The 24104-nt window shown below is 70.2% G+C and carries 18 protein-coding genes; 7 read left to right on the top strand and 11 right to left on the bottom strand.

Features of this window, described 5'->3' with window-relative positions; all coding sequences use genetic code 11:
- Nucleotides 1–39 precede the first annotated feature (39 nt).
- Nucleotides 40–942, top strand: a complete 903-nt coding sequence (locus KY661_RS08145; protein ID WP_225409667.1) for a hypothetical protein — start codon at nucleotides 40–42, stop codon at nucleotides 940–942.
- 4 nt (nucleotides 943–946) lie between these two features.
- On the opposite strand, the gene rnr is transcribed toward KY661_RS08145, so the two are convergent.
- A complete protein-coding gene (gene rnr, locus KY661_RS08150) occupies nucleotides 947–3712 on the bottom strand; it encodes a ribonuclease R (protein ID WP_225409668.1) in 2766 nt (921 codons plus the stop codon).
- Nucleotides 3713–3827: 115 nt separating this feature from the next.
- The gene (locus KY661_RS08155; protein ID WP_225409669.1) at nucleotides 3828–5207 is read right to left on the bottom strand and encodes a protease inhibitor I42 family protein; all 1380 of its coding nucleotides are present in this window, start codon (nucleotides 5205–5207) and stop codon (nucleotides 3828–3830) included.
- Nucleotides 5208–5365: 158 nt separating this feature from the next.
- Here KY661_RS08155 and KY661_RS08160 point away from each other — a divergent pair, with 158 nt between their 5' ends.
- The 3 genes from KY661_RS08160 to KY661_RS08170 all read left to right on the top strand — a co-directional run bounded on the left by KY661_RS08160 (nucleotide 5366) and on the right by KY661_RS08170 (nucleotide 8301).
- On the top strand, nucleotides 5366–6601 hold the full coding sequence (locus tag KY661_RS08160) for a molybdopterin molybdotransferase MoeA (RefSeq protein WP_398577158.1): 1236 nt from the start codon (nucleotides 5366–5368) through the stop codon (nucleotides 6599–6601).
- 103 nt (nucleotides 6602–6704) lie between these two features.
- Nucleotides 6705–7376, top strand: coding sequence for a GTP cyclohydrolase II (ribA, locus tag KY661_RS08165; protein WP_225409670.1), 672 nt, complete (start codon nucleotides 6705–6707; stop codon nucleotides 7374–7376).
- A 34-nt stretch (nucleotides 7377–7410) separates the two neighbouring features.
- The gene (locus KY661_RS08170) at nucleotides 7411–8301 is read left to right on the top strand and encodes an MBL fold metallo-hydrolase (protein WP_398577159.1); all 891 of its coding nucleotides are present in this window, start codon (nucleotides 7411–7413) and stop codon (nucleotides 8299–8301) included.
- Here the strand turns inward: KY661_RS08170 and lipB are convergent.
- From lipB to lpdA, 6 genes are all read right to left on the bottom strand, one after another.
- On the bottom strand, nucleotides 8294–9409 hold the full coding sequence (gene lipB / locus KY661_RS08175; RefSeq protein ID WP_225409671.1) for a lipoyl(octanoyl) transferase LipB: 1116 nt from the start codon (nucleotides 9407–9409) through the stop codon (nucleotides 8294–8296). The genes KY661_RS08170 and lipB overlap by 8 nt on opposite strands.
- Nucleotides 9406–10926: a ClpX C4-type zinc finger protein gene (locus tag KY661_RS08180; protein ID WP_225409672.1), complete on the bottom strand. Its 1521-nt coding sequence runs from the start codon at nucleotides 10924–10926 to the stop codon at nucleotides 9406–9408. Before KY661_RS08180 ends, lipB begins: the two co-directional genes overlap by 4 nt.
- A 43-nt stretch (nucleotides 10927–10969) precedes the next feature.
- A complete protein-coding gene (locus KY661_RS08185; protein WP_225409673.1) occupies nucleotides 10970–12229 on the bottom strand; it encodes a dihydrolipoamide acetyltransferase family protein in 1260 nt (419 codons plus the stop codon).
- Between the two features lie 46 nt (nucleotides 12230–12275).
- Nucleotides 12276–13205 (bottom strand): lipoyl synthase, encoded by a 930-nt coding sequence (lipA, locus tag KY661_RS08190; protein ID WP_075006293.1) that lies wholly within the window; start codon nucleotides 13203–13205, stop codon nucleotides 12276–12278.
- A 185-nt stretch (nucleotides 13206–13390) separates the two neighbouring features.
- Nucleotides 13391–15439 (bottom strand): membrane dipeptidase, encoded by a 2049-nt coding sequence (locus tag KY661_RS08195; protein ID WP_225409674.1) that lies wholly within the window; start codon nucleotides 15437–15439, stop codon nucleotides 13391–13393.
- Nucleotides 15440–15592: 153 nt separating this feature from the next.
- The gene (lpdA, locus tag KY661_RS08200; protein WP_225409675.1) at nucleotides 15593–16990 is read right to left on the bottom strand and encodes a dihydrolipoyl dehydrogenase; all 1398 of its coding nucleotides are present in this window, start codon (nucleotides 16988–16990) and stop codon (nucleotides 15593–15595) included.
- A 74-nt stretch (nucleotides 16991–17064) separates the two neighbouring features.
- Here lpdA and KY661_RS08205 point away from each other — a divergent pair, with 74 nt between their 5' ends.
- On the top strand, nucleotides 17065–18225 hold the full coding sequence (locus tag KY661_RS08205; RefSeq protein WP_225409676.1) for a hypothetical protein: 1161 nt from the start codon (nucleotides 17065–17067) through the stop codon (nucleotides 18223–18225).
- 24 nt (nucleotides 18226–18249) lie between these two features.
- On the opposite strand, the gene KY661_RS08210 is transcribed toward KY661_RS08205, so the two are convergent.
- The 3 genes from KY661_RS08210 to KY661_RS08220 are packed head-to-tail and all read right to left on the bottom strand — an operon-like array spanning nucleotide 18250 to nucleotide 21898.
- Nucleotides 18250–19722: a YcaO-like family protein gene (locus tag KY661_RS08210; protein WP_225409677.1), complete on the bottom strand. Its 1473-nt coding sequence runs from the start codon at nucleotides 19720–19722 to the stop codon at nucleotides 18250–18252.
- 47 nt (nucleotides 19723–19769) lie between these two features.
- Nucleotides 19770–20969 carry a class I SAM-dependent methyltransferase gene (locus KY661_RS08215; RefSeq protein WP_225409678.1) on the bottom strand — a complete coding sequence of 400 codons (1200 nt, stop codon included), beginning with the start codon at nucleotides 20967–20969 and terminating at the stop codon, nucleotides 19770–19772.
- Complete coding sequence (locus KY661_RS08220; RefSeq protein ID WP_225409679.1) at nucleotides 20966–21898, bottom strand: hypothetical protein; 933 nt, start codon at nucleotides 21896–21898, stop codon at nucleotides 20966–20968. The genes KY661_RS08215 and KY661_RS08220 overlap by 4 nt, the downstream gene beginning before the upstream one ends.
- A gap of 529 nt (nucleotides 21899–22427) precedes the next feature.
- Here KY661_RS08220 and KY661_RS08225 point away from each other — a divergent pair.
- Together KY661_RS08225 and KY661_RS08230 are read left to right on the top strand one after the other, a co-directional pair.
- Entirely contained in the window at nucleotides 22428–23606 is a 1179-nt protein-coding gene (locus tag KY661_RS08225) for an acyltransferase family protein (protein WP_225409680.1), read from the top strand.
- 44 nt (nucleotides 23607–23650) lie between these two features.
- Nucleotides 23651–23983: a DMT family transporter gene (locus KY661_RS08230; RefSeq protein WP_225409681.1), complete on the top strand. Its 333-nt coding sequence runs from the start codon at nucleotides 23651–23653 to the stop codon at nucleotides 23981–23983.
- Nucleotides 23984–24104 lie beyond the last annotated feature (121 nt).

A 24104-nucleotide genomic window follows, 5' to 3' on the forward strand; every position in this document is an offset into this window, starting at 1 on the left:
GGAAGCATTGGGCATCCTCGCACAGAGAAAGGACTCGTCATGACGGCCGCATCGAACACGGAAGAGCGTCAGGCCCGCCCCGGGGCGGAGGCAAGATTACAGGCCTGGATGTGGCTCGCCATGGTCTTCGTGTGGGCGGGAGCATCGAATTGTGGACCTCACGAGCCCGAGGTGGAGGCTCCAAGGCTCAACACCCATCACCCGGCGCTTTCCTCCTTCAATGGGCTGTCGGCCAATGGACTGTCCGCCAATGGACTGTCGGCCAACGGCCTCTCCGCCAACGGCCTCTCCGCCAATGGCCTGTCCACGGAGGCCTTCGCGGGGTGGTTCTCGACGGATCCCGAGCTGTCCAACATGGTGATGACCTACGTGGTGCGCTGCGCGGTCCCGGCCGGACAGACGCGCGCGTTCACCTACCCGCCCACGGGGAAGACCTACAAATGGGCAGGAGGGCTGGGCCTGGCGCCCGCGTGGGCCGGAGGGGAGCCGGCCTCCCTGGCCGAGCAGCAGACCATCACCTCATGCATGCTGGCGCACGTGAACCGGTACGGTGAGCACGTCACCATCTCGGTGCTGGGGCGCGGCGCGGACGGAGACCCCATCCCCTACAGCGTCCTCGAGCTGGCCCAGTTCAATGTCCGCGAGGCCTGCTTCTTCGGGAACCTCTTCAACGGCGAGGGGCTCTACTTCGGCATCGACAAGGCGGTGTTCGATGAAGCCAGCTACCTCACGCGGGCCTGCGGCGAGTTGGAGGGAGGCGGCGAGACGGGCCCCCTGTGCGAGCCCCTGAAGTTCATCGGCTCGTGCCGGCAGCGGTGCTCGGGGGACCTGCTGGTCCCCTTCTACAACCAGTGCACCTACAACGGCGTGAGCTACCGGCCCCTCTCCACGCGCATGCGCCAGTCGGACTACTTGCACCTCTTCCCGAACTGGCCCGACTGACGCCTTACCGGGAGCGCCGCCCCGGCTTGAACTTGCCCCGGGCCTTGGGGGCGCTGGGCTTGCCTCCGCCCGGAGCCCCCGTGCGCTTGCCCGCGGGCGCCTCGCTGCGCTGGGTCTTCTTGCCGCTCGGAGCCGCCTTGCGGGCAGGCCTCTTGGCCCAGGGCTCCGGGGAAAGCTCTTCCCGCGGGTGAGCGGGCGCCATCCGTGGGCTCTGCGCCGCACGGTGGCTCTGGGCGGCCAGGGCCCGGATGCGATCGAAGCCGGGGTGTGGCGATTTCGCGGGAGCGTCCGGCCCGGAGGCCCCCTCGTCCGGCTCCCTCGCGGGAGGCTGCCACCGGGAAGGCGCCTCGGCCTCCGCCGGAGGCGTCTCCGGAGCCAGGGCGGGACGCACCACGAACCGGCGGCGGCGCGGCTCCTCCGCCGCCGGAGGCCGGGGGGCCTCGCGGGGCGTGGAGCGGCGTTTCTCGAAGCGGCTCGGGGCGGCTTCCTCGCGCTGCCCCTCGCGGACGAACCGGCGGGGCCGGGGAGGCTCCGCGACGTGGGTCAGCTCTTCCCGCTCCCAGGGACGGCGGGGCCGCGGCTCCGGGCGTGTCACGGGCTGGCTGTCGAGCTCCAGGGGCTCGAAGTCCATCTGCCGCCGCTCGGTGCTCACGGACACCAGGCGCACCCGGCACTTCTGGCCCACGCGGATCCGCCGGCCGTCCGGGTACACCAGCGCGTGCAGCAGCTTGTCCAACCGGCCGCCGAACCCCAGGGCGTCGGTCTTCACCAGCCCCTCGACGTGCTCGGTGTCCAGCTCCACGAAGAAGCCGAAGTCGGTGACGGAGGAGACGGTGGCGTCGAACTCCTCGCCCACCCGGTCCTTCATCAGGAGGGTGGCGTAGAAGGAGATGACCTCGCGCTCCACCAGCATGGCGGCGCGCTCGCGCTCGGAGCTCTGCTCCGCCATGGCCTCCAGCCGCTCCTCCTCCCGCTCCACCATCACCGCGGAGCGCTGCTTGCCCCGGCGCACCCAGTGCGCCTTGAGCAGCCGGTGCACCAGCAGGTCCGGGTAGCGGCGGATGGGCGAGGTGAAGTGCAGGTAGTGCTCCGCCGCCAGGCCGTAGTGGCCCACCTGGGTGGACGAATACACGGCCTGCATCATCGAGCGCAGCAGCAGCTGGTTCAGCGCGCGCTGCTCGGGGTGGCCCTCGAGCTGGGAGACGAAGGCGTTCAGATCCTTCGAGCTCAGCCCATCGTCCATCCGGAGCTTGAAGCCATAGGCCTGCGCCAGCGTGGCGAAGGAGGCCAGCTTCTGCTCGTCCGGCTCACCGTGGAAGCGGTAGACGGAAGGAAGCTCCTCGTCCTGGAAGAACTTCGCCACCGCCTCGTTGGCGGCGAGCATGCACTCTTCGATGAGGCGGTGGCTCTCCTTGCGCTCGCGCTTCTCCATGCGCTCGGGTTGGCCCTCCTCGCCCATCACCACCTTGTGCTCGGGCAAGTCGAAGTCGATGGCCCCGCGGCCCTGGCGCATCTTACGCAGCGCGCGCGACAGGGTCAGGAGCCGCTCGAACTGGGGGCGCAGGTGATTGCGATGGGGCACGTCCTCCCCGTCCAGCACCGCCTGCACCTCGTTGTAGGTGCAGCGGGCCACGCTGCGCATCACGCCCGGGTACAGCTCATAGGAGCGCAGGTGGGCCCGGGCATCGAACACCATGTCCGCCACCATGCACAGCCGGTCCTCCTCGGGGCGCAGCGAACAGATGCCGTTGCTCAACCGCTCCGGCAGCATGGGCAGCACCCGGTCCGGCAGGTACACCGAGGTGGCCCGGCGCAGCGCCTCCGCGTCCAGCGCCATGCCCTCGCGCACGTAGTGCGTCACGTCCGCGATGGCGACCACCAGCCGCCAGCCGTTGCCCTGCGGCTCCGCGTACACCGCGTCATCGAAGTCGCGCGCGTCCTCGCCATCGATGGTGATGAGCGGCAGGGCGCGCAGATCCTTCCGGGACTCCCCGCGCGCCTCCTCCTCGGAGACGGCCGGTCCCACCCGGTCCGCCTCGTCCATCACCTCCGGCGGGAACTCGTCGTTGAAGCCCTGCCCGTAGGCAATCGAGAGCACCTCGGCGCTGGGGTCGCCCCGCTTGCCGAGGGAGCCGGCCACCTCGCCAAAGAGCCCCTCCTCCGCATCGAGGATCTGCGAGCCCACGCCGAGGCGGACCTTCACCAGGTCCCCATCGCGCGCCATCTGGGTGCGCGGCACCCGGATGGGCCCCTGCAGGCTGGCATCGAGCGGCAACACCGCCGCATGCCGCCCGCCCCGCTCTTCATAGGTGCCCACCACGAGCTGGCGGCGCCGCTCCATCACCCGGACCAGGCGGCCCTCCAGGCGGCCCGGACGGCCCATCACCTCGACCAGCACCCGGTCATTGTCCAGGGCCCGGGCGGCCTCAGAGGGCGGCAGGAAGACGTTGTCCCCCTCGCCCGACAGGGGATGAACGAATCCATAGCCATCGCGATGGACGTGGAGAACCCCCTCCAGTTGCCCCGGCGCCTCGTGGCCCCGGGGGCCAACGCGAGGGCGGGACGCGGCGCTGACGTGCCGGGGCTCTTCGACCCGGAAGCGCTTGCCTTCCTTGAGGATTTGCCCGCCGCGGACCAGCTCCCGGAGGGTGCGCTTGAGCTCGGTCTGTTGACCGGGGTGCAGGCCAGCGAGCCGAAGGAGTTCCTTCACCCCCAAGGGGTGATCGGCATCGGAGAGAAGCTGCTTGATCTGCTCAGAGGTTGGGTTCACGAAGGATCACGGCGCGGGCCTTCCCGCCTATAGAACGGGTAGGCCTGACGAGCCTTGGGGGGAACCCCCCTGGCCACGAATGTCTCCTGGCCAGGCGTGGGTCCGCGCCAATCCCTCAAGGTTTGACCGTTACGTTGATCTTGAACGAGCGCTCGACGACCCCGGGCGTGAGGGCCTTGGCGAGGAAGAACTCCACCTCGCTGACGCCGGGGTTGCGCGGGGTGAAGAAGAATTCCCGCGTCGCCGGCGTCTCATCGGAGCCCGGCTCGTAGCGGGCTTCCCGCAGGCCCACGCGCTTGGCCAGGGTGGGCTCGATGGCCCAGGTGTACCCCGGCTGCTCCTGCAGGCGCACGGTGAGCCCGTGGTTGAGCCTCACGTCCACCGAGGTGGGCACCTCGCCCTCCACGTGGACGATCTCCATGTCCTCGCGGGACACGCGGGCCTCGGCGGGCCGGGGCTCGAAGTTCTCCACGATGACCTTGCCGCCCCAGCCGGACGCCTTCTCGACGACGCCGGTGACGACGAGCAGCTGGCCCACGTGGCGGCGCATGCCCTTGGCGTTCTTGCCCTCCAGCAGGAAGGACACCTGCTGGCGCGTGCCCCCGTTGGAGAGCACCAGGACGAAGTCCTCGCCCGTCATCTCCAGGTTGCCGCGCAGCGAGGCGAAGCCCTTGATGCCCGAGCCCATGCCGGCGCTCGTCACCATGGAGACCTCCCCGGGCGACAGGTAGCGCAGCTTGGCCTCGGTCTCCACGGGCGTGGCGACGGGAACCTCCGCCTCGTTCTTCTTCGCCGAGTACTTGCGGACATCCACCGTGCCGCCGTAGTTCGTCAGCTTGCGGATCAACCCGCTGACGGAGACCTTGTGCTCCACATAGGCTGGGAGCACCTCTTGATCAGGCCCCTGGAGCAGGAAGGTCAGCTCGCGCTTGTCGCGGCCGACCACGACGAGGTGCGGCATGCCGTCGCTCACCACCAGCCGGCCCTTGAGGCTGCCCTCGCCCATCACGCCCCGGCCTTCACCGGCCGTGAGCAACTGCTCTGTCTCGCGCTTGGTCAGGGGCTCGCCCACGGGGGGCAGCTTCGTGGCCCGGGGACGCGGCCGCTCCTGAGGCGGGGGCTGGGGCGCCGCGGCGGCCTTGCCGCCCTTGGACGTGGCACCCTTCGCCTTGGCGGGCGCCTCGGGGGCGCTCTTGGCGGGAGCGCCCTTGGCGGCGGCGACGGTCTTCGCCTTGGCCGGGGCCTTCTCGCTGGCGCCCTTGGCGGGCTTGTCCACGGACTTCTCGACTGCCTTATCCGGGGACGCCTTGGCGGGCGCCTTGGTTTTGGCGGGTTTGGTCACCTTGTCCTTCACGTCTTTCACGGCTTTGGCCACTTTCGTTGCCACCTTCGCCACCCGCTTACTCGCGCTTTTGAGCAACTCCAGCCTCGCCGCGCTGTCTTCTTTCTTGGGGGCGGGGGTCGCTTTCTTGGCCCCGGACTTGGGCTTGGCCATCGACGCTGTCTCCTCAGTTTCCCGTTTAATTTCAACGGGTTGGCGGGATCGCCCTTGCTGGGACGCGTGTCACGCGATCACCGCAGCTTGTAACGGTGATCAGCGGGCCTGTCAAACAAAGTCTTGAATTTCCTAGGGAGTTCGACCTCAGTGCGCCCATGAGCATGGGAACGGAATTGCTGGCGGTGGAAGACGCGCGGGCCCGCACGCTCGCCCTTGCCTCCCCGCTGCCGATGGAGTGGGCGCGCCTCGACGAGGCCCTGGGCCGGGCCCTGGCCGCGGACCTCCTGGCGCAGCGGACGCTGCCCCCCTGGGACAACTCGGCCATGGATGGGTACGCGGTGCGCGCGGCGGATCTCTCGGGCCCCCTGCCCGTGCGGCTCACCCTTGGCGAGACGATCCATGCCGGGCAGACGCCCCGGGAGACGCTGCGCCCCGGCACCTGTGCCCGGATCATGACGGGCGCGCCCCTTCCCGCCGGGGCCGACGCGGTGGTGATGCAGGAGCGCACCCGGAAGGTGCCCGAGGCCGAGGGCCCCCCGGCCGTGGACATCCTGGAGGCGGTGGCCCCCGGCAACTTCGTCCGCCCTAAAGGGGAGGACGCCCTGAAGGGCACGCTGCTGCTGGGCCGGGGCACGCCGCTGGGCATTCCCGAACTGGGGCTCATCGCCGGGCAGGGCCTGTTCTCGGTGCCCGTGCCGCGCCGGCCCCGGGTCGCCATCCTCTCCACGGGAGACGAGCTGTGCCGGGGAGACGAGCCCCCCGAGGGCCGCATCGTCGACACCAATGCCCCCACCCTGGCCCTGGCGGTGGCCCGGGCGGGCGGCGTGCCCACGCCCCTGGGAATCGCCCGGGACACCCTGGAGGAAGTGTCCGCGCGGCTCGCGGACGCGCGGGACTTCGACGTGGTGCTCACCAGCGCGGGCGTCTCCGTGGGCGAGCGGGATTTCGTGAAAGCCGCGCTGGAGGGGCAAGGCGTGGCGATGGACTTCTGGCGCGTGGCCATCAAGCCCGGCAAGCCCCTGGCCGTGGGCCGCAAGGGCCACACCCTGTACATGGGGCTGCCCGGCAACCCCACCTCTTCCCTGGTGACGTTCGAGCTGTTCGTGCGCCCGGTGATCCGGCGCCTGCTGGGGCTCACCGACGTGGAGCCGCCCCGGGTGTCAGGCCGCCTGGACGGCGAGCTGCGCAAGCCCGTGGGGCTGGCCCACTACGTCCGCACGCAGGCCACCTGGCGGGACGGCGAGCTGTGGGCCCGCCCGCTCGCCACCCAGACGTCCGGAGCCTTGCGCTCGGCCAGCACGGCCACCCACCTGCTCCACTTCCCCCGGCAGGCAGCCAGCCTGCCTCATGGATCGCATGTGGAACTCTTGCCCGTCTCCTGGACCGTTTGAAGAACGTATAAAAAGCTGCGACATCTCATTCTCGAGCACGGCTTGACTTGGCCCCCACCGCCCCTTGAAAAGGGGCTCTTCTTCTTGGGAGATTGGCTCCACTATGTCCGACACACGTCCACCCCAGGTCCTCCCGGCCCGTAAGCCCTCCCAGCACCTGGAGCGCTACTCCGAGGCGGACATCCCCACGGAGCGGGGCACCCTGCGCACGGTCGTCTTCAAGGACCGCCGCAATGGCCGGGAGCACGTGGCGCTGGTCGTGGGGGACGTCGCGGGCCAGGAGGGCGTGCCCACGCGCGTGCACTCCGAGTGCCTCACCTCCGAGGTCTTCGGCAGCCTGAAGTGCGACTGCCGGGAGCAGCTCGACCGGGCGCTGGACTTCGTCACCCAGGCCGGGTGCGGCGTGGTGCTGTACCTGCGCCAGGAGGGCCGCGGCATCGGCCTGGGCAACAAGATCAAGGCGTACGCGCTCCAGTCCAAGGGGCTCGACACCTACGAGGCCAACCGGCAATTGGGTTTCCAAGACGACCTTCGCAGCTATGATGTGGCTGCGGAGATGCTTCGCGCCCTGGATGTCCGCTCGGTGGACCTGATGACCAACAACCCGCTGAAGATCGCGGGACTGGTCGAAGAAGGTATTCCCGTGCGGCGTCGAATCCCTTCCCGGACGGAGCATAATCCGCATAACGTCGGCTACCTGAAGACCAAGCGCGAGCGCACGGGGCACCTGATTGAGCTCTTCGCCGAGGAAGACACGGAAGCAAAAGTCGGCTGACAAGCCGCTAAGGCAGCTCCGCGCGCGCGAATCCTTGCGTCGGTCGCAGACCGAGGCGCCGCCGGCGAAAGGTACCCAGCCCGCAAAGACGCCGTTCCACATCCGCTTCTGGGGAGTGCGAGGGTCCATCCCCTCTCCCGGCCCCCACACCCGCCGCTACGGGGGCAACACCCCGTGCGTGGAGATGGGCGTGGGCGACGAGCTGTTCATCTTCGATCTGGGCACCGGGGCCCGGCCGCTGGGCGATCACCTCATGGCGAAGGAGAAGGCCGTCCAGGCCTCCATCTTCCTGTCGCACTACCACTACGATCACCTGCAGGGCCTGCCGTTCTTCACGCCCATCTTCCAGCCGCAGAATGCCTTCACCTTCTACGGCTCGCCGCGCAACGGCCAGTCGCTGAAGGAGATCCTCTCGGGGCAGATGATGCAGCCCTACTTCCCGGTGACGGCCGAGGGCACGTTCCGCGCGCAGCTGAAGTACCGCGATGTCCACGCGGGCGATGAGCTCACCGTGGGCCCCGCGAGCATCCGCACCCTGGAGCTGAACCACCCGGGCGGCAACCTCGGCTACCGCGTGGAGTGTGAGGGCCGCTCGGTGGTGTACGCCACGGACATCGAGCAGAGCGAGGAGGGCGATGCCCGCTTCTTCGCGTTCGCCAAGGGCGCCGACCTGCTCATCTACGACTCGATGTACACCGAGGACGAGTACTGCGGCCGCCATGGTCCGCCCCGGACGGGCTGGGGCCACTCCACCTGGCAGACCGCGGTGCGCGCGGCCAACGAGTCCCAGGCGAAGACGCTGGTGCTCTTCCACCATGATCCGTCCCGCGACGATGCGGGCATGACGCGCCTGCTGCGCCAGGTGCGCAAGCACCGCCCCGAGGCCATCGCCGCCCGGGAGCAGATGGTGCTTCAGGTCAAATGAGCGCGGGGGCGCTGGCCGCGGCGCCCCCCGTGGCCTTCACCGCCCGCCGGATGGCCTCCCGCAACCCCAGGAAGGGCAGCCGCTCCAGCGCGGTGGGCACCTCCACCCATTCCTGGGCGTCGTGCTCGGGCCCGAGCCGCACCGCCTGGCCCTCCGGGCACCACGCCACGAACGCCGTCTCCTCCACGAGCCGCGGGGGCAGCTGCTCCCCGAGCGCGAAGGCGTGCCGGTAATCCAGCGGCGTCACGGGCAGCCGCAGGCCGGTCTCCTCTTCCAGCTCACGCGCCGCGGCCTGCGCCGCGCTCTCGCCCGCCTCCACCCGCCCAGTGAGGATCTGCCAGAAGCCACCCCGCTCGGGGATGCGGCGGGCCAGGAGCACCCGTGCCTCCGGGCCATGCCCCCGCATCAGCACAACGCTGACCGTCTTCAGGGGGGCCACCGCGGGCGCCTGCCGCTCGCTCTCGAAGACGGTGCAGAAGTGCCGGGCGAGGGCCTCCTCCACCTCGGGCACGGAGATGGGGCGCCCCAGCTCACGCTGCATGGAGGTGACGCCCGCCTCCCGGATGCCACACGGCACGATGAGGTTGAAGTGCGGCAGGTGCGTGTTGACGTTGAGCGCGAAGCCGTGCGTCGTCAGCCAGCGGGAGATGTGGACCCCGATGGCGGCGATCTTCCGGGCCTCCGGTGAACCCTCTTCGCCCAGCCACACCCCCGGCCACTTGGGGATGATGTTGGCGTGGAGCCCGTACTCTGCCAGCGTCTGGAGGACGCAGCGCTCCACGTCCCGCACGTAGCGGCGCACATCCCGGCGCTCCTCCCTGAGCTGGAAGATGGGATAGCCGACGATCTGGCCCGGGCCGTGGTAGGTGACGTCGCCGCCCCGGTTCGTCTCGAAGACCTCCACGCCTTCCGTCTGGAGCCGTTCCGTGCTTGCCAGGAGGTTCTCGCGCTTGGCGCCCCGGCCCAGCGTGAGCACGGGGGGATGCTCCAGCAGGAGCAGCGAGTCGCCCACGAGCCCCTGGCGCCGCGCATCCGCGAAGCGCTGCATCAGCGTGAGCCCATCCCCGTATTCCACCTGGCCGAGCCGGTACACCGTCAGCGTGCTCACGGCTCCACCTTCTTTCGCCGGCTGCGCTTGGCGGCGGGCTTGGCGGCGGGCTTGGGGACCTCGATGCTCCAGGAGCCGGCCAGCACCCGGTTCAGCAACGCATTCAGCTCATGCCCGGCCCGGGGGGATCGCACGGCCTCCGCCGCGAAGGCGGCAACCACCTCCGGGGAGACGGTGACCTCCGGGGACCGGGGCGCCAGCCGCCTGCGGGCGATCTCCGCGTACTCGGCTTCGGAGGGCGCCTGGAGCGCGACGCACAACTGGACCTGCTCCAGCAGCGTCTGGGCGAGGCCGCCCTGCACCGCCTTGGAGAGTGCCTCGGTGGTGCGCACCGGAAGGCTTCCCGCGCCCCCTTTGAGCAGGATCGGAGGGTCCGCGCTCAGGCTCCCCCGCGCGCTCATCAACACCACGCGGTCCGGATGCCGGCCCAGGAAGGCCCCGAGCCGGGCCTGCACCTCCGGGGGAAGCCGGTCCACGTCCTCCAGGAGCGCCACCCCGCCCCCCGTCCCCTGCTCCAGCGCCTCGAAGGTCATCACCGTGCCCATCACCCGCTTGGCCAGCGCCTGGAACCACACGGTCTTCCCCACCCCCTCGGGGCCGAGGATCAACATCCGCCGGGCCCCCGCCAGGATGCCCTTCTCCAGCTGCGCCTGGGGCTCCGCCTGGCCCACGAGCGCGAACACCTCCGGGCCGCCTCCCGCCGCGCGCGCGGGGCTCGGGGGACGCGCCGCGGGGGCCGCCTCCGGTCCGGTCAGCCCGAGCAGCGACCGGGACTCCCCGGTGCACCCGGAGCAGATGAAGGCTCCCGCGGGCCCCGCCACCAGCTCTCCCACTTCCCCCCGGGGGCGGCAGCAGAACGAGCACCAGGCATCCATGGACGGATCGGCCCGGGTCGGGCCCCGCTCGATGAGGGAGGGCTCCTCGGGCGCATCCTTCGCGGGAGAGGAAAGCGCGGCGAGTTCCTGGGGGGCCTCCTCCCCGTCCTGCGGCTCGGCAATCCCCTTCCGGGACGTGGCCATCAGGGCATCTTCGTCCTGGGCATGCTCCAGGGCCCACTCCAGGGCCCGCTGGCTCGCGGCGGAGGCCGTCTCGGAGGCCTTCTTCTCCTTGCCCGGGCCGTTCTCGACGAGCCAGCGCTGGACTTCATCCTGCGCGCCGGCCCGGCCCCCGTCGGGGCTCACCCCACGCAGCGCCGCGTCGATGACGCGCTGGCGCCCGGCCATCTCCGGCGTGGTCTCCGCCGTGAGCTCCAGGTCGACCTCCCGGGTCTCGGGCTCCTCCAGGATGCGCCCCCGCGCGGTGTCGGGCAGCCACTCGAGCTGCTTCACCTCCTCGGAGAGATCCTCCCGCTCCGGATCCAACGTGCGGGCGTGACGCAGCAACTGGAGGGCACGGGCGAAGCTCCCGGTCTGCCGGTAGAGCTCCGCCGCCTTGAGCAGCTCGGAGATGGCGGCCGCGGTGTCGCCTCTGAGTTCCGCGGCCTGCGCAGCCCGGATGTGTTCGCGAGGATTGGCCATGGCGCAAGCCTAACCTCCTCCCGGCCCGGCCGCGCCCCCCCTCTCACGCCATGGCGAGGAACAGCATGTCCGGGTGCTCCAGATACTTGATGACCTCGTACACGAAGTCCGCGGCCACCGAGCCATCGATGACGCGGTGATCGCACGACAGCGACAGGTTCATCATCTCGCGGATGGCGATCTCGTCATCCCGGACCACCGGGCGCTTGCGCAGCTTGTGGACGCCCAGGATGCCCACCTCGGGGTGGTTGATGATGGGCGTGGCGAACAGGCCGCCGCTCTGCCCCAGCGAGGTGATGGTGAAGGTGCCGCCCGTCAGCTCCTCCATCTTGAGCTTGCGCTCGCGGGCGGCCGTCCCCAGGCGGGCAATCTCCTGGGCCAGCTCGCGCAGCGTCAGCCGGTCCGCGTTGCGCACCACCGCCACCGTGAGGCCGTCCGGCGTGGCCGCCGCGATGCCGATGTTGAACTCGCCCCGGACGACCAGCTCCTGCGCCGCCTCGTCGAAGTTGGCGTTGAGGTGGGGGAACTTCTTCAGCGCGGCGATGACCGCCTTCACGATGAAGGGCAGGAAGGTCAGCTTCGTGGACTCTCCGGCCGTCTGGAGCTGCGTGTTGAGGCGCTTGCGCAGGCGCACCAGCTCCGTGCCATCCACCTCCTCCACGAAGGCGAAGTGCGGCATCGTGAACTTCGAGCGCACCATCTTCTCGGCGATCTTCTTGCGCAGGCCCCGCAGCGGGACGCGCTCATCCGAGCGGCCCGTGACGAGCGGCGCGGGCGCCCGGGCGGGGGCCGCGGGCGCCGGAGCGCGCACCTCGTTGGACGAGGGCTTGGCCTCCAGGGCCGCCACCACGTCCGCCTTCGTCACCCGGCCCTGAGGGCCCGTCCCGGCGATCGCCGCCAGATCCAGGCCGTGCTCGCGCGCCATGCGCCGGGTGAGCGGCGTGGCCAGCACCTTGTTCCCGGACGGGGAGCCATCGGCCCCCGCGGCCTGGGCCGGCGTGGCGGCGGCCACCTGGGGCGCCGGGGCGCTCGCAGGGCCCGCCTCCTGCGCGGGGGCGGCCCCTTCGATCTCGATCGTCACCAGGAGCTGATGGACCTTGGCCACCTCGCCCTCTTTGCCGTGCGTCTTGAGGACGCGGCCGGCCTTGGGGCTGGGCACGGTGACGGTGGCCTTGTCGGTCATCACCTCGGCGAGGACCTGGTCCTCCTTGACCGTGTCCCCCTCCTTCACGTGCCACTTGACGAGCTCACCCTCCATCACGCCTTCACCGAGATCGGGGAGCTTGAATTCGAAATGAGCCATGGGAAAGAGATCCGTCCTTAAGGGTGGGGGGCGGCGGACTAGCGGACTAACCGATGCGCTCCAGGCGCTCGCGCTCCATGAGTCCCTTCATGAAGAACTCGGCGGCCCGGTAGCTGGAGCGCACCAGGGGGCCCGAGGCCACATAGAGGAAGCCGTAGGACTCGGCCAGCGTCTTGTACGCCTGGAACTGAGCAGGGGTGACGAAGCGCTCCACGCGCAGGTGGTACTGGGACGGCTGGAGGTACTGGCCCAGGGTGAGCACGTCCACGCCCGCCTCGCGCAGATCCTTGAAGGTCTGCTCCAGCTCGGAATCCGTCTCGCCCAGCCCCACCATGACGGAGCTCTTGGTGTAGAGCCCCTCGGGGCGGCGCTTGAGGTACTCCAGCACGCGCAGGGACTGGCGGTAGCCGGCGCGCCGGTCGCGCACCGTGGGCGTCAGGCGCTCGACGGTCTCCACGTTGTGGGCCACCACGTGCGGCCGGGCCTCGGCCACCGTCGTCAGGTCCTTCTCCACGCCCTTGAAGTCCGGGATGAGCACCTCGACGATCGTCTTGGGGCTCTCCTTGCGCAGCTCGCGGATGGCCAGCGCGAAGTGGCTGGCGCCGCCGTCCGGCCGGTCATCGCGGTTCACGGACGTGACGACGATGTACTCCAGGTCCATCTCCCGCACGGCCTGGGCCAGGTGCACCGGCTCCATCGGATCCAACGGCGGGGGCGCGCCCACCTTCACGTGGCAGAAGCGGCACGCCCGGGTGCACACCTCGCCCATGAGCATCACCGTGGCGGTGCCTCCGCCCCAGCACTCGGCGATGTTGGGGCAGCGGGCCTCCTCGCACACCGTGGACAGCTTCGTGCGTTTGACGATGGCCTTGACCCGCTCGTAGCCCTCCCCATGCGGGAGGCGCACCTTCAACCACTCGGGTTTGCGGGTGCTCTCGGAGACCTGAGGAAGCGGGAACCGATCGGGAGTCGCCATGGGTCGCGGGCCTTGTACGGTTGGGGGAAAAGCAGGGTCAAGCGAGAAGCCTCTAACGCGAAGCGTCAGCCCTGACAAAGGCTTCTGGACAACCCTCCCTCTTTAACGCACTGCCCTCCCCGGGGCACCGGAAGGGCCCGTGGACGCCCCTCCGGTGGCCTACGGCCCGCTGGTTGCTCCCCTGCCTAGCGGCAGGTCAGCCAGCTGCACGAGTTCGAGAGGCACTCGTAGCCGTTGGCGCAGATGGCGCCCTTGGCCTTCTTGGGCTGGCACTTGCCCTCGTTGAGCCCCCACCCGCAGTACTGGGTGGAGCCGCAGTCCGCGTGGGACTTGCAGACGCAGGTGCCGGTGGTCTCGCCGCACGCGTCATCCGCGCTGCACGTGCCGCTGCCGCACTCCTGGTCGAAGCGGCAGCTCTCGCCGAACGTTTTGGAGGCGGGGGCGTAGCGCTTGCCGCAGATCTGCGGGTACGCCGCCTCGCGGGTGGCCTTGGCGACGTAGGGCTTCACCCCGCTGGTGTCGATGTCCAGCGCCGCGTCCGCCATGCCGCTGCGGGGGCTGTTGGCGCGCTCCCACATGCGGATGAACGTCTCGGCCGAGCTCTCCAGGCCGGTGGTGTTCACACCCAGCTGCTTCAGGTCCTTCACAACGTCCGGCAGCAGGCCCACGTGGGCCAGGCCGTAGATGTCGAAGTCCGAGCCCACGCGCCCCGGGCCCGAGACGCGCTGCTGGTTCTTCTGCGCATCCGCCTCGACGGCGAAGCCGGCCGAGCAGGCCCCGTGCTCCCCGAAGCGCGGGCGGGTCTGCTGGATGAAGCCGTTGAAGTCCGCGCCGAAGCCCATGGGCACCTTCAGCCCCTGGCGGCCGAACTCGTAGGCCTGGGCCAGCGAGCGCGTGGAGCCCTGGCAGTTGTTGGCGACGTTGGACTTCGAGTACTCCAGCGTCTCGTCGTGCGCGGTGCGCAGGCCGAACATGCCTCCGGACTGGCGCAGGTAGCGCACCACCCAGGCGGGCGTCGTCTTCTCGGTGGAGGCCAGCTCCGGGCTCATCACCTCGCGGAAGTGGCCGTGGGAGATGAACAGCGGGTAGTAGGTGTTGGCCTGCGAGAGCGAGAAGGTGTCCTGCACGCTGCGCTCGGACATGTGGGCCGCGTCGATGATCATCCCGCGGTTCATCATCTCTTGGACGAGCGCCTTGCCGTCGGGGGTCAACCCCTTGACGTTGCGGCAGCTGGAGTCCACGTCGAAGCCGAGGGTGAACCCGTTGCCGGTGATGCCGCAGTCGGTGTCGATGTAGCAATTCTCCAGGAACTGGGCGACCTGGAAGATGGCGTTGTGGGGCGCCGCGCCGCCGAAGCGGTTGTCGAGCTGGTGCACGGGCTGGAGCGAGCGCACGCCGAGCGCGTGGACGCGGTTGAGCTCCGCGCGCCAGTCCTTGCTGCCGAACAGCTTGCTCGACTCGATGGAGAGCACCATCGCCAGCTTGCCCGAGGCGATGATCTGCCGGGCATGGGCCGGGCTCAGGGCGATCTCCGCCCAGCCCGTGCGCGCATCGAAGTCCCGCGCCATCTGGAGCTGCACGTCGACGTCCACCATCTCGTCGCACGGGCGCTTGAGGTTCTGGTAGGGCAGCGCGTTGCAGAGAAAGTTGTTGCTCACCAGGGAGATCATCACCAGGGACATGCCGCCCTGGTGGGCCTTCTGGAGCCATCCCTCCCACGACTGCTGGTGGGCGATGGTGTCCCAGCGCGGCCACTGGTTGGGCACGTTCATGCGGCCCAGGTGGATGCCAGTGTCGCCCTCGGTGCCCTCAACCTTGCCAATGAACTCCGAGCCCACGGCCCCGCCAATGCCGAACAGCGAGGACAGGAGCGGCACGCCGCCCAGGTTCACGCTGCCCGAGTTGGGGCACAGGTTGAGCATGGAGCTGAGATCCATGCGCACCCGGGCGTGGTCGCTCTCGGGCAGGCCGCCATCGCAGCTCGACAGGGTGCCGGTGTGGCTCCCGTGGAACCAGCCGCCCCCGAAGGCCTCCTCGGCGAACATGTGGTGGTGAAGCTCGGCGAAGCCCGTCACGGCCAGCGGCTGCGCGGCCTCGGCGGGAGCGGCCTCGGCGGCGGGCGCAGCGACCTCGGCCTCCTCGACGGCGTTACAGCCCCCCTGCCCCCATGAGAAGGCGGACAGAAGCGAGAGGGTGAACAGCTTCCAGGGCGTGAGGCCGGTGCGACGCTGCATGCGGTGCTCCTTCCAATCAGCGGAAAGTGCGCCGGGAAGTTGCAGCATTCAGCGGAACTATTCAAGGAAAGCCGATTCTTCCCGCTTGACGCGGGAGGCCAGAGGCCCCTCTTTCTGACAGTGCGAGGGGCCCCGGCCCTGCGGGGGTGAGGCTCAGATGTGGATCGGATGACCCAGCGTGGCCTCGGCGCCTTCCTTGAGGATCTCGGAGAGCGTCGGGTGCGCGTGCATGGTGTGCGCGAGCTCCTCGGTGGTGATCTCCAGGCGGAGCGCCACACAGGCCTCGGCCAGCAGCTCCGTGGCGTGCGGGCCCACGAGGTGAACGCCCAGCACCTCGTCATACTTCTTGTCGGAGACGACCTTCACCATGCCGTGGCCCTCGTTGGAGATGGAGGCCTTGGTGACGGCGCTGAACGGGAAGATCGCCGTCTTCACGTCGTAGCCGCGCTCCTTGGCCTTCTTCTCCGAGAGGCCCACCGAGGCAACCTCGGGGTAGCAGTAGGTGGCCGACGGCACGAGATCGTAGTTGATGGGCGTGGGGTTCTTGCCCGCGATGTGCTCCACCGCCAGCACCGCCTCGGCGCTCGCCACGTGCGCCAGCATCGCCGTGGGGACGACGTCGCCGATGGCGTACACGTTGGGCTCCGAGGTGCGCATCATCTGATCGACCTTGATGTAGCCGCGCTCGGGCTGGATGCCGGTCTTCTGCAGACCCACATCCTCGGTCACCGGCGCCCGGCCCACCGCGGACAGCAGCAGCTCGGCCTCGAGCGTCTTGGTCTCGCTGCCCACCGTCATCGTCACCTTCACGCCCGTGGCGGTGTGCTCCACCTTCTCCACCTTGGCGCCGGTGTGCACGTCGATCTTCCGCTTCTTGAAGATCTTCTCCAGCTCCTTCGAGGCGTCGATGTCCTCGATGGGCAGCAGGTTGGGCATGTACTCGACGATGGCCGTCTGGCTGCCCACGTGGTTGAAGACGGAGGCGAACTCACAGCCCACCGCGCCCGCGCCCAGCACGATGATGCTCTTGGGCACCCGGTCGATGAGCAGGATGGAGTCGCTGTTGAGGACCTTCTTGTGGTCCACCTGCACGTTGGGCAGGGACTTGGGCACCGAGCCCGTGGCGATGATGATGTTCTTGGTGTCCAGCGTCTGCTTGGCGCCGTCCTCCGCCGTCACCTCCACCTTGCCCTTGCCGGCGATGCGGCCGTGGCCCTTGAACACGGAGATCTTGTTCTTCTTCATCAGGTAGTCGATGCCGTTGGCACCCTTGGTGACCACCTTCTCCTTGTGCTTCTGGGCGTTGGCCCAGTTGATGACCGGGCTGGCCACGTCGATGCCGAAGTCGGCCGCCTCGTGGATGTGGTGGAACAGCTCCGCGGTCCACAGCAGGGACTTGGTCGGGATGCAGCCCCGGTGGAGGCACGTGCCCCCCAGGCGCTTGTCCTTCTCGATGATGGCCGTCTTCAGGCCCAGCTGAGCCGCCCGGATGGCACCCACGTAGCCGCCGGGGCCGGAACCGATGATCACCACGTCAAACGTCTCAGCCACGCACGCCTCCGTTACGGTTAGAACCTCGGGCGGCTGATAACCCCCGCTCCCGGTGAGAATCAAGGAGTTTGCATTTGCGCCGCTTCCCGCTCCGAACCCTTCTCCTCATGGTGGTGGCCCTGATCGTCTTCGGGCGCATGTGGTGGGCCACCCACCCTCCGAAACCTCCGGAAGAGGCCCAGGCCCCCGGTTCCAGCGCGAAAAGCCCCCAGGCGGGCGCTCCCGCCTCCCCTTTCCTCCCACAGGGCCCGTCCAACGGCCCGTTACCTGCCTGTAACACGCTCGATCGGGCGCTGCTGGGCGCCGTGGCCAGCCCCGGGGACGCCGCGCCCCTGGCCGAGGCCCAGAAACAGCTCGCCCAGTGCCCCGAGCCGCCCGTCCGAGCCTGTGAGCTGGGCCATGCGCTGGATGCCCGGGCGCCCCTGTCCGGCCCCTATCCGGGGCTGCGCGGGCTGCTGGAGACCCTGTGCACCCAGTGTCCGGGCCCCCGCAACCCGTGCGCCAGCCTCTTCAGCCGGGGCCTCCAGGGGGCCCTCGTCTCGGGCAACGTGGCCTCGCCGGAGGCCCTGCGCTGGAACCTGGAGCATGCCGGGCCGGGAACCGGGCTCGCCTGCGCGGAGCTGGGCCGCTTCGTGTTCCTCCCCGCGGCCCTCACCCAGGGCGCCGTGCTGCCCGTCCACCTGTCCCTGCGCGACACGCTCGCGCCCCTGTGCGCCCCGGGGGGCCACCTCCCCCCGGCACTGGTGAGCGCGGTGGTGATTCAGCAGGGCGCCCAGGCCGGTGCGCTGGCGGGGCTGGCCCCGCAGGCCACCGGGCCGGGCACCCCCCAGGCTCCCGCGAAGCTCCAGGGCGCGGAGGCGGCCTCCCACGCGTTCGACGGCAAGGAGCGCTCCGGGGTGGACCTGGGCAATGGCGTCTTTGGCAAGAGCTGGGAGACGGATGGCGCGCTGCGCGCCCAGTTCGAGCCGCCCCTCACGCAGCTGGTGTCCGTGAGGGTCCGGGCCCAGGGCCCGGGGGCGCTGCGCGCCATCGTCCGCACCCCCGCCGAGGCGGGCCTGAAGGACCCCGAGCGCGGCACCTGGTTCGTGAACCCCACCGCCTGCACGTTCAAGGGCACGGGGAAGTGGGAGACGTGCGCGCTGAAGGTGCCCCTGCTGGACGTGGAGGCCCTCAGCGTGTTTCCCGGCGCGGAGCGAATCAGCCTTTACGAAGTGGAGGCCCACGGCACGCGCTGAGCCTCCACCGGGGGGTGCGCCCCCTCAGGCCCCGCCGTAGCGGCGGGACCTCAGGGCCATCTGGACGCTGTGGTCACTCGGCTCGCGGTAGAGCGGATAGAGCCGCCCCACGCGCTGCTCGGCCAGCCGGACGTTGAACCAGGCGGGGCCCCCCACCCGCTCCTGGGCCTCCGCGGTCAGCCGCACGGGCAGCGCGCCCTCGGGCGGCACCCCGAGGCCCACCAGCGGGTCCCCCCGCGACAGCAAGCGGGTCAGGTTCCGCTCACCGATGCGGTAGTAGGACATCGTCTCCACCTCGAGCCCGGGGACAAGCGCCTTGACGACGTGGGCAGAGCCATCCTCCGCCGGCAGGTCCGCCACCAGGATGTCGAAGCCCGCCGCCTGGAGCCGCTCCACCACCTGCGCGCAGCGCGCGGTGGGCTCCCCGGCCACGGCCGACTGGGGCAGCGAGCCGAAGGGGACCTTGTGGCGGCAGTGGAGCGTGCTGGAGGTCAGCTTGCGCAGGACGCTGAGGGGCATGCTGGCCCACTCCATCATGGAGTTGAGGGCGCGCGTCTCCTCCAGGTGCAGGTCCAGCAGCGGCAGGAACCGGTCCAGGTACCCGGCCGGGGCCACGCGGTTCACGGCCTCCAGGGGCCCGTGCATGAAGGCCTTGCGAGACCGGGAGGCGGCGTACTCCAGCACCGCCTTGCGCAGGGCCCGGTCCCGGTCCGGGTCCGCCGCCTCGCCACAGGAGGTGACCATCAGCGGCTGCTCGCCGGGGTTCGGGTCATTGCCCACCACGTACACGTTGGCGATGCCGAACTCGGTGCTGGCCAGCTTCGCCACCACCTCGATGCCCGCGCGGCGGTAGTGCTCCAGCAGCGACACGACGGAGGCCGGCAGGTCAGCGCCCTCCAGGTCCAGCACCGTGCCCTGGTCCATGGCCCGGAACTGCAGGCCGTTGCCGTCGCGCTGGAGGATCTCCAGCAGGGCGTGGGCCAGCGCCTGGGAGAAGCTCAGCCCCGCGCCCTGGCCGTTGGTGATGGGGGTGATAAGCGAGGCCGAGCGGCCCCGGCGCTGCTCGGGGTAGCTGACGATGTACTCCTCCGGCACCAGCACGCGCTCGCCCGTGGCGAACCGCCTCATCTCCACCCAGGTCAGCCCCATGTCCGGGTGGTAGGGGCTTCCCACGGGCAACCCCAGGGTGAGCGGATCCGCCACGCCCCGGGCGCCGCGGCTGCGCACCAGCTCGCTGTAGCTGCCCTGGAACAGGGGCATCGCGCCCAGGGCCTGGCTGGTGAAGACATACTCGGCCAGCTCCCCCAGCGCGCTGACCTCGGCCTCCTCCTGCGTGCCGCCATAGCCGTAGGAGAGAAACCACAGCCCATTGGGCGCCCGGAGGCTGCCCGCGACGACCGGCACGCTCAGCCGGTCCAGGCCATCGATGCGGAACAGCTCCAGCTCTCCCTCGGGCATCGCGCGGAGATAGGTTTCCCGGGCTTCTCTCAAGCTCATGACGGCTCCTGCATGGGGGTAAGGTGTGGGGGCCGCTCGGTGAAGGCTCACCACCGCTCGGGCAGCTCCAGCAGCATCCGCCGCCGGGCCAGCAGCGCGATCTCGTCATCCACCAGGCCCGAGGCGGCCCGGCGCAGGAGGTCCGCGCCCAGGGAGGGTTGCCCGCCCAGGTAGTTCGCGCAGGCATACTCGTCGGCCAGCCCCGGCGAGGGCCAGGAGGGGTGCAGCAGGCCGTTGCGCTCCACCAGCAACGGGTTGGGCTTCAGCCGGGTCCCCGGGGTGGGCCGCCCGAAATCGATGGCGCCCCGCGCGGGGCCCGCGGGCGCGCTGAAGCACAGGGCCTCCGCGCGGCCCAGGGCCGCCGGGGCGCGCGCCGGGGCGGCCTTGCCCTCCAGGAACGCCGTCACGAAGTCGGCGTCGTCATAGCAGGCCGCGCCGGGCAGCAGCGCCGCGTACTCCTCGGGGGTGAGCGGCACGCCCCCGATGCCGCGCTGGTCCACGAGGCGGTTGTGGGCATGGCCCACCAGCACGCGGCCCGAGGCGCCGGCCACGCGGCGCATCTCCGACAGCACCCGCCGCTTCTCCAGCAGGAAGTAGAGCGCGTCATGGCACAGCACGGCCGCCCCCGGGAGGGGCTCCAGCGGCAGCGCCACCGTGGCATCCACGCACACCAGGCTCGCCTCCGGGACGACGAAGTGGCGCGCCAGCCACAGCTTGGCGAACACCACGTCGAGGCCCACCCCGGGCGTGCCGCGCTGGATGACCTCGCGAAGCACCTGGCCGATGCCGCAGGCGATCTCCACCACGCACGGGGGCGCATCCCAGTGCTGCGCCAGCAGCCCCAGGGCGCTCAGAAACGTGGGCGCCGACCCGCGGTGCGTGAAGTAGTGCGCCACCGGGCCGAAGCGCAGCCGCTCCATCGCCTGGCGCAGCCCAAGCGTGCCCGTGTCGACGCCGTCTACCACCTCCAGCGTCTGCTCCAGGGTGGGCGGGGGCGAGCGGGCCCAGTCATCCTGGTCCCGCAGCAGGTGGGCCAGCGCCAGGCGGCGATCCCCCCGCTTCAGCGCGGCGAGCGCCTCGGCCAGGAGCGGCTCACGGCCCGTGCGCAGGTACGGAATGCCATCCACCACCGGCCAGCGCGTGTCGCCGTCGGACAGCACTCCGGGGGCCACCAGGTGCAGGGGCTGCTGGCTCAACGGGCCGCGCAGGCCCAGGGACGGCGCCTCGGCCACACGCACGGAGTTCACGGCCACACTCCGGCGGCCTTCACCACCGACTGCTCGAAGGCCTGGTGCGGCCCCTCGTGGACCAGCTCCAGGTCCTCCAGCGCCTGCCCCAGGGTGAAGCCCGCGACCCGGGCGTGGTAGTCCATCTCCAACACCCGGTCCAAGGCGTCCGCGGCATGGAAGGCCCGGGCCTCCGGCGTGCCGGAGTGGGACAGCAGCCCGTGCGCCGTCCTCACCCGGGCCGCGGGGCCGGCCCCGAGGCTGCCCAGGACCCGCTCGGTGAGGCGCTTCAGGAGGGGCACCAACTGCTCCCCGAGCAGCACCTCCCCGGCGAAGCCCGCGTCCGGCAGCTCCGCGTTGTAGAGGTGGTGGCTCATCCCGGCCAGGAACGGCATCGCCAGCTCCGCCTCCATCAGGGGCGACACCAGGACCGCCGAGATGGCCACCGCGTAGCAGTGGTCGGCGTGGCTCTCCAGCGGCTCCATGAGGATGCGGGGGCCATGGGGGCTGGTGGCGCCCGCGCGAGGCTGGCGCACCAGCCGCTCCACGAACGCCGGGGGCGCGGTCCGCTCCGTACCGAGCGGCTCCGCCACCGCGGCGATCAACCGCTCCCGCAGGTGCGGCTCCACGCTCCCGGACGCCGACTCCACGCCCCGGCGCAGCAGGCTCGTGGCCTCCTCGGAAGACATCCCCGCACGCTGGAGCACCTCCAGGTCCATGCCCCCCAGGCGCACCGCGGCCAGGGCCAGCGCCGTCTCCCGCAGCGCCACCCGGCCCGGGTCCACCCCCGCGGCGAGCGCGGCCCAGGCCCGGCGGAAGCCGTGGGCCGACAGCCCCTCCGGATGGTCCGGCGTGCGCACCCGCTTGAGGTCCAGCAGCTCACTCAACAGCGGGCGCAGTCCGGCCAGACGGGCCGGGGCCACCGGGGTGTTCATCGCGGCAAGGCTCATGCGTGCGTCGCTCCCCCCTCTCGACGGCTCCGAGAGTGACCGCAAAGTCCTCACCCTCCCGGGCTGCTTCAACTCAGACCCAGGTCAGAGGAGACCGTCCTGTCCCGGAACCTCGCGGGCCGCGCCCGGCCCCGGGAATGAATTTTCCCTCCTCCTGTTGGCGCGGCCGGTGGAACTGGAACCTCCGCCGCCGACGAAGTGCCGCCGGGGTGACCTCACGCCTGTTCCGGCGGCACTTCCCCTTTCCCGAAGCCGGGCGCCCAGGCGCCTCCCGGGGACAGGATCAGTTCGAAAAGGCGGGAATTCGCACCTGCGACACTGTGCGTGCGCTCCGGGGCGATGGGGGGCGGTTCGGCCAGGTGGTTAGAAACAAGGGGCCGGATGAGGCCTGACGCGCGTCCGCACACCCCTCGATCGTGGATCATTCATGGCCGACACTGTAAGTGCTGGGGACGGGCGGGATTCGCGTGGTGGGCCCCTTCTCATTTTTCGGGTATTTCGCAATAATAAAGTCTTACGAAAGGACGGCATGCGCGACCGACGGGAAGATCCGCAGACGCTCTCGAATGATCTGTTCTGCATGCGGGGTGTCGGCATCTTGCTCGTGGTGTTCGTGCATGTGCTGGGCGTGGATGCCGTCCATGGGGTGAGGAAGCTCTTCCCAGCGAACCGGATGGACCTGCGGATCGCGGTGGAGCTCATCCACAGCTTCAACATGGCGGTGATGTTGATTTGCTCGGGGGTGGCGGTGGCCGCCTTCGGGCGGGCGGATGCGTCGTTCCCGCACTTCCTGCGCAAGAAGCTGAACAAGCTCATCGTCCCGATGCTGGTGTGGGCCCCCGTGCTGTACGTGCTGCAGGAGTTCTCCCGGGGCATTCCTCACGGGACGGAGGGCTGGCTCCGGCTGCTCAGCAACGTGCCCCACACCTGGTTTCCGCCGTACGCCATCTTCTGGTTCGTGCACGCGCTGGTCGGCTGCACCCTGCTGACGTGGCTGTTCCAGCGGTTCGCCTTCCCGAAGCTGGGCCGCTGGGGCGGCCCCAGCTACTTCGTCCTCGCGCTGCTGCTGTACTTCGGGGCGCTCCTCGTCCGGCCCCTGCTCAGCCAGGGGCTCGGGGACTACCTGACGCTCATCCTGTACTGGAACCGCTTCTTCGCGCTGGGGCTGCTCCTGCACCCATGGCTGATCCCGGCACGCCAGGCGCTCTCCCGGCTCCGGGGCACGCACCAGGCGCTGCTGCCCGTGGGGCTGTTCGCGGTCATCGTGCTCGTCTACGCGGTCCTGCCCCGCGCGCACTATGACTTCGCCTACGTCATCAACGGCCCGCTGGGCTTCTGCATGCTGTTCTCGCTCGCCATCTTCCTGCGCAACCGGGCCCGCCTGGGCGCGGCGATCTGGCAGGACGTGTGGGGCCGGTTCGTCTTCGCCGGCTCCATCAGCATGATCATCTACCTGTTCCACCTCTACTTCGTGTCGGGGATGCGCATGGTGCTGCAGCGCTGGCATCCGGAGACGCTGCTGGCGGTGCACCTGGTGCTGGGCTTCGTGGCCGGGTGCCTGGGCCCGTGGATCCTCTTCCAGTGCTTCAAGGGCCATCCCCTGTTCCACTGGAGCGCCGGGATCCCCAGGCGCCTGCCGTCCCCGCCCTCCTCGCGGGAAGCGCCTCGTGGGGAGGCCCCTCCCATCCCGTGGACCTCCAAGCTGTAAGGGGCCCAGGGTGGAGCGGGGCCCCGCTTCCCGGGAGACGATGCGTGAAAGCCTATGCCTTCCTCGCGGTGGCCATCCTGGCGGAGGTGATCGCCACCTCCTCGCTCAAGGCGAGCGCCGAGTTCACCCGCCTGTGGCCGAGCCTCTTCGTCGTCGTGGGCTATGGCACCGCCTTCTATTTCTTGAGCCTGTCCCTGCGCTCGATTCCCATCGGCATCGCCTATGCGCTCTGGAGCGGCGTGGGCATCGTGCTGGTGGCCATCGCGGGCTACGTGCTCTACCAGCAGAAGCTGGACGCCGCGGCCATCGCCGGCATCGCGATGATTCTCGGCGGCTGCCTGGTCATCAACCTCTTCTCGAAGAGCACGGGCCACTGAGCCCTGCCGGGGCGGGCCAACCGGCTCACGCCACCGGAGCGGGCGCTCCAAGGTCCCCACGCTCCGGTGACGCGGCCGGGGACATCGAAGGCAACATCCCTTCAAGCCCCTGAGCAAGCTC

The sequence above is a fragment of the Allostigmatella hybrida genome, assembly GCF_020103775.1.
Taxonomy (GTDB): Bacteria; Myxococcota; Myxococcia; order Myxococcales; family Myxococcaceae; genus Hyalangium; species Hyalangium aurantiaca.

Bases quoted from the DNA above. Each gene is read 5' to 3' on its own strand.
- KY661_RS08210 (WP_225409677.1), bottom strand. From the start codon at position 19,722: ATGAGCTTGAGAGAAGCCCGGGAAACCTATCTCCGCGCGATGCCCGAG.
- KY661_RS08195 (WP_225409674.1), bottom strand. From the start codon at position 15,439: ATGCAGCGTCGCACCGGCCTCACGCCCTGGAAGCTGTTCACCCTCTCG.
- KY661_RS08155 (WP_225409669.1), bottom strand. From the start codon at position 5,207: ATGGCCAAGCCCAAGTCCGGGGCCAAGAAAGCGACCCCCGCCCCCAAG.
- lipA (WP_075006293.1), bottom strand. From the start codon at position 13,205: ATGGCGACTCCCGATCGGTTCCCGCTTCCTCAGGTCTCCGAGAGCACC.
- ribA (WP_225409670.1), top strand. From the start codon at position 6,705: ATGTCCGACACACGTCCACCCCAGGTCCTCCCGGCCCGTAAGCCCTCC.
- KY661_RS08220 (WP_225409679.1), bottom strand. From the start codon at position 21,898: ATGAGCCTTGCCGCGATGAACACCCCGGTGGCCCCGGCCCGTCTGGCC.
- KY661_RS08185 (WP_225409673.1), bottom strand. From the start codon at position 12,229: ATGGCTCATTTCGAATTCAAGCTCCCCGATCTCGGTGAAGGCGTGATG.
- KY661_RS08180 (WP_225409672.1), bottom strand. From the start codon at position 10,926: ATGGCCAATCCTCGCGAACACATCCGGGCTGCGCAGGCCGCGGAACTC.
- KY661_RS08145 (WP_225409667.1), top strand. From the start codon at position 40: ATGACGGCCGCATCGAACACGGAAGAGCGTCAGGCCCGCCCCGGGGCG.
- KY661_RS08225 (WP_225409680.1), top strand. From the start codon at position 22,428: ATGCGCGACCGACGGGAAGATCCGCAGACGCTCTCGAATGATCTGTTC.
- KY661_RS08160 (WP_398577158.1), top strand. From the start codon at position 5,366: ATGAGCATGGGAACGGAATTGCTGGCGGTGGAAGACGCGCGGGCCCGC.